This window comes from Candidatus Dedyshia acidiphila (genome assembly GCF_051025295.1).
Lineage (GTDB): Bacteria > Acidobacteriota > Terriglobia > Terriglobales > Acidobacteriaceae > KBS-83.
Genome location: NZ_JBMGJV010000073.1, coordinates 1 through 6811 on the forward strand (window position 1 = coordinate 1; position 6811 = coordinate 6811).

Sequence of the window (6811 nt, forward strand, 5' to 3'; positions counted from 1 at the left end):
TTTTTTGATCGAGAGCATCTGGCGCCGTGCGGCAGACTGGTGACAACGTGGACTACGGTATTGGCGCAGTCCTCCAGCGCGAACCCCGTCTTTACAGTGACTTAACGGGTAGGTAACATACGTTGGCTACGCGCGGTGCGAAGGGATCTGAGCCGAAATGCTGTCACAGTTGAAGTCCCACGACACGGCTCCGACATCAGATCCGCGGAGGCGTCCGGGAGAATCTGAGGTACGCCAGGCGCTCGCCGACGTCCTCGAGGATCGTCACTTTCGTACCAGCAAGCAATGCCGGGACCTGCTGGCATACGTCGTAGACCACTCACTGCGCGACGACGCGACCGCGCTCAAGGAGCGGGTCGTCGGATCGCAGGTCTTCCATCGCAATCCCGACTACGACACTGGTGAAGATCCTGTCGTTCGCGTTCGGGCGGCGGACGTCCGCAAACGACTGGCCCAGTACTACCAGGATCATCCACCGGAGAGGGTACCCGTACAGATTGACCTGCTGCCGGGCTCCTACCGCGCTACCTTCCAGTCGCGAACGCAACCGCCGCCTCCCTCGATCGAGAAGAACGAACCGGCCACTCTGCCGGTTTCACTGCCTGCTCTCACGCCGGCAATCGACACCCGCCGCAGATTCCAGCTTCGATATGTGTCGATGGCGGCTCTCCTGATCCTCTTCGTGACTGGGGCGGCCTGGTGGCTACAGCAGAAGGTGTTCTCGGCGGAGCGGCGCTTCTGGGCGCCCGTTGCCCAGACTGGCCAGTCGACTCTGATCTATCTGGGGTCAAATGTGGCGTACCGATTCACGGACGCATTTATGCAGCACTACCGGGCCACGCATAATGTGCAGCAGAACGGCCCTGAGTTCTTCGTGGATCTGCCCCCGGATTCCACAGTCCGCGCCAGCGATCTGGCCCCGGCGCGCAGCACATTCGTGACCACGGGGGATCTGAATGCCGCGGTCCAGACGGCCACCCTGCTGAGCGGAATGAAGCACGAGTTCACGCTGCGGGCTGGCGATGATGTCAGCTTCGGCGACCTGCGCAATCACCCGCTGGTGCTGATCGGCGGCTTCAACAATCCATGGACGCTCGAGGTCACCGGCGAGCTTCCCTTCTCCTTCCATGGCGGCACGCGTATTGAGGACAAAGCGCAGCACCAAATGTGGGAGACACCGCCCGCCGTCAACGGCAGCACGACGGACTACGCCCTGATCACTCGCGTGCTGCATGCGAAGACCGGCGGCCCGGTGATCACGATCGCAGGCATCGGCGAATTCGGGACACAGGCATCCGCAGAGTTTCTCGCCAACCCGGATCGGCTTCGCGAACTGCTAAAGTCAGCACCCCGTGATTGGGAAGACAAGAACATGCAGGCCGTCCTCCGCATCCGCGTCGTCGAGTTCTCGCCGGTCGGTGTCGACGTCGTTGCCACCCGATACTGGTAAGCCTCTCCCGTCGCTGCATAGCTTCTTGACGGAGAAGCACATCTCCGTTCGCGTGATGCCAGCTCAGACAGGGCTCTGATCCACGCGCATACGGGTGCCCGCAACGGACTGCCGGACAGTAACGGGAATTGCCATTTTGCTCCCATGCGGGCGATACTTTTCAGGTTGACCTCGGTCGCATGCTGACGATCCTCTCGACCCGGCATGCTGCGGATGGACCGAGCTCAACGTTGTCAACGGGGCGCGGGAGTAGTTCAGTGGTAGAACGTCAGCTTCCCAAGCTGAATGTCGCCGGTTCGATCCCGGTCTCCCGCTCCATGCTTCTTCGGTGCTCCCTTTCGCGTCGTCTGTGCTATCGATGAGGGATGCGTCGTCTTCTTTCCCTGCTTCTGCCCTGTGCCATGGCAAGCATGTTCGCGTGTGCACGTGGTGCGCAACCGGCGTCCCCTGCTGTTGGCGCTTCGCGGGATGGGCAACCGATGGTGAACCCGCTGACGCTGCCGGGCCGCGATCTGGGTGAGAAGGCGAATGCTGCGTTCGCCGCGATGCCCGCAGCGGGCGGCACGGTGCGCATCCCTGCCGGAACCTTCGAGTACGGCACCCCAATTCGCATGACGCGGCCCGGCGAGCACCTTCGCTGCGATGCAGGCACGGTGCTGCACTATCTGGGCGGGAGCGATGCCATCATCCTTGACCCCGCCGCAGCGGGAAATGCAAGTCTGACCATCGATGGCGAAGGAGGGTGCCGGCTGACAGGCAATACGGCGGCAGCGAACGGCATCCACCTGCTGCCCGGGAACAGCTACGTCGTGCGTGGAATGCGCATCGATGGATTTGCGAACGGAATCGAGCTGAGCGGCGCAAACAGTGTGCAAATCCTGATGAACAGCCTCTTCGGCAACCGCCATGGCATCGACATGGTGACACTGCCCCACTACGCTCCGAATGCAGTGCATGTGTTCGGCAACGAGATCGCCAGCAATGATTGGGCCGTGTACAGCCGCAACGGACACGTGCCCGCCAGCCGCGCACTTGGCAATGTGTATCGAGACAATGTCTTTGAAGGAAACCGCGACGGTGACCTTTTCCTCGGCTGGGATGCGCACACGATCGTCGAGGGCAACTACTTTGAGTCCTCGGGCGTGGCCGTTTCGGCTGGGCTCGGAGGCGAGAACGTCTATGACATCCATGTCATTCGCAACTACTTCACCGTGAACGGAGCCGAAGGCTACCGCTCGGAGGTTGAGCTTGGGTACGGCTGGGGCTTCACCATCGAGGGCAATTACGAGGAGGGTCCGAGCGCCGGAGCTTCCTCGGGATGCGCGATCAATGCGATCGCCGGTCCGCACGGTGGCCTCATCGACGTGGTCGTCAAAAATGCATTCCTGCGCGAGAGTGAAGCACACACTACGACGCATGAGCTCTGCTACCAGGGAAGCCCGAAGGTGCCTCCGGCCATCTTGGGAGCACTGCGCGTTGGGGGCGACGTGGACGCAGAGGGCGACATCCGTGCGCGCAGCGCGGCACTCCGCGAGGGGCTGCAGGTGGGTCACGCAGCTCTGACCTCAGCGGACCGCGCGCCCCGTGCCGGCGATAGCTGCACCAGCGAAGGAACGCTGCTGATCGCTACACCATCCGGCCAGCCCGCATCCTTATGGTTCTGCAGCGGCAGTCACTGGCAATCCGCCATCGTGCCGCACTCTTGACCGGGCTGCGGGTCAGATCATGTAGTGCGCATGCAGCAGCAGCACCACGGCCGCCAGCAGCGCCAGCCCAAGCGCGGGCAACGGTCCCCAACGCCGGCTCCAGGGCCACACGGGGAGCGCCAGTAGCGCCACCAGCAGCGGGACAGCCCAGAGTGCCTGCCACAGCCATCGTGTCAGGAAATCTGTCACTGTGCTGAGTTTCCTTTTCTGGTGCGAAGTCGTGGCGTCGAGGCCAGTTCGCGCGCCCGCACAAATATGTTGAGAAACATCGTGCGCGTCAACCGCCCCGTGTTCGTGTTCTGCAGTGAGGGATGATAGCTGCCCAGCAGAGTGACCCCGTTTGGCATAAGGTACTCGGCACCGTGGCGAAATGCATAATCGGCTGCACGTACGGTGAAGCCGCGACGGCGCAGATGGGCGAGGTAGCCGTTCCACGCAATGTGGCCCAGGCAGACGACAACGCGCAGGCCCGAGAGGAGCGCGAGCTCTTCATCCAGGAATGAGGCGCAATTCGCCAGCTCGGATGGGGTGGGCTTGTTGCCGGGCGGCGCGCAGCGACCCACCGAGGTTATCAGCGCATCGCGGAGCCGCATGCCATCCTCGCGATGCTTGGCGTTTGGCTGCGAGGCGAAGCCCGCGTCGTACAGCACCGGGTACAGGAAGGCGCCGGAGCCATCGCCAGTAAACGGCCTTCCCGTGCGATTGGAGCCGTGCGCGCCCGGCGCGAGCCCGAGGATCAGCACGCGCGCACGCGGATCGCCGAACGCCGGCACGGGTCTCCCCCAATACGTCTCATCGCGGTAAGCGCGGCGACGGATACGGGCTACGTCCGTGCAATGCGTACGCAGCCGTGGACACTGCTCACAGGCGGTAATGCGCTCATTCAGCGCCTCCCAGGCAGCCTCTTCCCCCACCCGGTTGGGGAGCACCTCGATGTCTGTTCGCGAAGACATGGAAGGATCCAGTGTAGTGCGCGCCAGCGACCCTCCGCATGCACGAGCGGGCTGCCCTGGTTGAATTTTCTTGCGCGCGTGCGGACCGGCACTGAGAATGACGCGCATGGCTGCAAGCTCCTGGTTTCGCTGTGGATGTACGGGTCTCGTTTTTGGCTCCATCGTTTGTCTGCTTGCTGCGGCGCAGCAGCTCCCCTCGAAGAATCACGCCTCCGTGATCCGCACGACTTCCCGCATCATCTACATCGACGTGGTCGTGCGGGACGGCGCGGGCCGCATCGTGCACGGGCTCGAGCAACAGGACTTCCGGGTCACGGAGGACAAGCAGTCGCAGGACATCACCTTCTTCGCGGCGCATGCCGGCGCTGGGAAGGCTCCAGCGGCGGTGCCCCCGCTGGAGTTGTCGAACGTCCTGAGCGGTGGCCGGGACATGGTGTTGAACATGGTCCTGCTCGACTTGATGGACACAACGCCGCAGGACCAGGGCGTGGCCCGCAAACGCATGATCGAGTTCCTGCGCAAGCTGCCGCCTGGCAAGCCGGTGGCACTGTTCGTGCTCAGCGATCGCCTTCACCTCGTACAGGGCTTCAGCACCGACTCTGCCGTGCTGGTGGACGCAGCGAAGTCGATCAACCTCGAGCAACTGAACCGGCTCCGGCCGGTCGGCCAGCAGATCACGGACCTCGATACATCTGCTTACCTGGACCGCAATCAGACCGCCGTTGGCCCGAGTGCGGGGGAGGCGCTGCAGCGCTCACTGCTTGCCGAGGATGTCACGAACATGAAGGCGCGGCTCGATGGCACGGCGGTCGCCTTTCAGCAGATCATCCGCGGGTTAGGTGGCTATCCCGGCCGCAAGAATCTCTACTGGCTCGCTGGGCAGTTTCCCTCTGCTGACTACTACCGCCTCGGCGTCACATCGACTTCGCTAACGCCGCAGGTCAGCTCGCATGGAGTCATTCGCGAGAACGGCTTGGCGGAGCAGGATCGCCGCAGCCAGGCACTGGGCGTTCCGGGGATCGGGCTGGGCTCGTTCGAAGACCAGGCAGATCGCATCCTCGCCGACTCGCAAATCGCGGTCTACCCCATCAGCCTGGTTGGCGTGCAGACCGATATTGTCGGGGCGGATCAGTCGGGTCTGGGGACGGCGGGCGATCCGAATGCGCAGTCGAACGCAAACGCCGCGTTCTTCTACGAGCGGCAGACTGGCCACGCAGTGATGCAGGGCATCGCAGATCGCACTGGCGGAGAAGCGTTCTACGGGAACAACGATCCAGCAGCCCTGCTCGAGCGTGGCTTTGAAGACGGCGAGAACTACTACGAGCTGGCGTACCAGCCGAAGAACAGTCACTGGGATGGCAGATTCCGCAGCATCCAGGTATCGCTCAAGCGAGCGGGCTATCACCTCAGCTATCGCCGGGGCTACTACGCCACACCCGATCAGCCGGTCGGCGATGTGATGTCTGCGTTTGCGTCCTCCATGCGGATTGAGACGCCACCCGCGACCCAGCTCACCATTCGTGCCGCTCTGCCGACCGTGAGTGCCGGCAAGATGCAGATGAACGTCAAGCTCGACCCGACAGGCGTGGACTTTACCGAGGACGCGAACGGTGATCGCCGCGCAAGACTGCAAGTGGTGATGATGGCGTATCCGGTCGAAAAGAACGGCACGCTCGCGCAGGGAAACGAGTTGATGAAGCTGGGCCTGACCGAGAAGGATTACCGCGCCATGCTGACGGGTGGCATCCCATTTCAGCAATCGCTTGAGTTGAAGCCGGGCAGGTACGCGGTGCGACTGGGAATCGTCGATCTGGGCAGCGGCCGCATCGGTACGCTGACCGTGCCGTTGACGATGCCTGCCTCTTAGGTGAGCATCGACCGACTCTTCCCGGCCCAGCGTGCTCTCAATCGAACTTCGCGCGCCAGAATGCCCGCCGAATGGGTGTGAACCCGGAATGGCGTCGGCTTCCATGACGCCAATCGTCGGTAATGCCACGAAACGGGCGGGCAATGCCCCCTTCCGGGGATGGCCCGTCTCCAGACACCTTACTAAGGTAAGGGCTGTCAGGACGAAGAGAACCTTCCTGGGAACCTCACCGACCGGAGAGATAGCATGGCAGGCACCGAACGCAGCGTCATCGGAAAGAACATCACCATCACGGGCGACATCTCCGCGACGGAGGATCTGGTCGTCGAAGGCCGCATCCTCGGTCAGATTCAGCTCAACGAGAGCCGCCTCACCATCGGTGAAGATGGCTACGCCAAGTCACAGATTGTAGCGCGCGAAGTCGTAATCTCGGGCCGCGTCGAAGGACAGATCCTGGCCAGCGAGCGCGTAGAACTCCGCTCGACGGCGGTGGTCACCGGCGACATCACGGCACCCCGACTCATTATTCATCAGGACGCCGTCGTTAAGGGTTCGGTCGACCTCTCGCCCTCGCTCGCCATCAAGGCGCAGAAAGAAGCGCGGAAGCAGACGGAAGTCGAGAACGATCTGCTGCCCCCACGGATCGAGCCTGCAGCACTGGCCGCTTCGCAGGTTGCAGTCGCCGCGCCAGCCTACGCGAGCTAACACCTCCCCCGAAGATCCTGACGAGCGCGCTTCTCACTGGCGCGCTCGGAAAGCGCTCGCACCAAGAGTGCGCAGCACACGTTTGCTTTGCGACACTGACAGAAGGCCCCGGCCAGGGGCCTCTTTTTTT

At 63.0% G+C, this 6811-nt stretch carries 6 protein-coding genes and 1 tRNA gene; 5 read left to right on the forward strand and 2 right to left on the reverse strand.

What is annotated here, in order from left to right; translation table 11 throughout:
- Positions 1 to 169: 169 nt before the first annotated feature.
- From AC5IJH_RS18065 to AC5IJH_RS18075, 3 genes are all read left to right on the forward strand, one after another.
- On the forward strand, positions 170 to 1450 hold the full coding sequence (locus AC5IJH_RS18065; protein WP_491904218.1) for a hypothetical protein: 1281 nt from the start codon (positions 170 to 172) through the stop codon (positions 1448 to 1450).
- 243 nt (positions 1451 to 1693) lie between these two features.
- Positions 1694 to 1768 (forward strand) — tRNA-Gly (locus AC5IJH_RS18070).
- Between the two features lie 161 nt (positions 1769 to 1929).
- Entirely contained in the window at positions 1930 to 3156 is a 1227-nt protein-coding gene (locus AC5IJH_RS18075) for a NosD domain-containing protein (RefSeq protein WP_491904219.1), read from the forward strand.
- Positions 3157 to 3168: 12 nt separating this feature from the next.
- Here the strand turns inward: AC5IJH_RS18075 and AC5IJH_RS18080 are convergent, their stop codons facing one another.
- Complete coding sequence (locus AC5IJH_RS18080) at positions 3169 to 3345, reverse strand: DUF3309 family protein (protein WP_491904220.1); 177 nt, start codon at positions 3343 to 3345, stop codon at positions 3169 to 3171.
- A complete protein-coding gene (locus tag AC5IJH_RS18085) occupies positions 3342 to 4109 on the reverse strand; it encodes a uracil-DNA glycosylase (protein ID WP_491904221.1) in 768 nt (255 codons plus the stop codon). Before AC5IJH_RS18085 ends, AC5IJH_RS18080 begins: the two co-directional genes overlap by 4 nt.
- A gap of 214 nt (positions 4110 to 4323) precedes the next feature.
- Here AC5IJH_RS18085 and AC5IJH_RS18090 point away from each other — a divergent pair, with 214 nt between their 5' ends.
- Positions 4324 to 5976 carry a VWA domain-containing protein gene (locus AC5IJH_RS18090; protein WP_491904222.1) on the forward strand — a complete coding sequence of 551 codons (1653 nt, stop codon included), beginning with the start codon at positions 4324 to 4326 and terminating at the stop codon, positions 5974 to 5976.
- 246 nt (positions 5977 to 6222) lie between these two features.
- Entirely contained in the window at positions 6223 to 6681 is a 459-nt protein-coding gene (locus AC5IJH_RS18095) for a bactofilin family protein (RefSeq protein ID WP_491904223.1), read from the forward strand.
- Positions 6682 to 6811 lie beyond the last annotated feature (130 nt).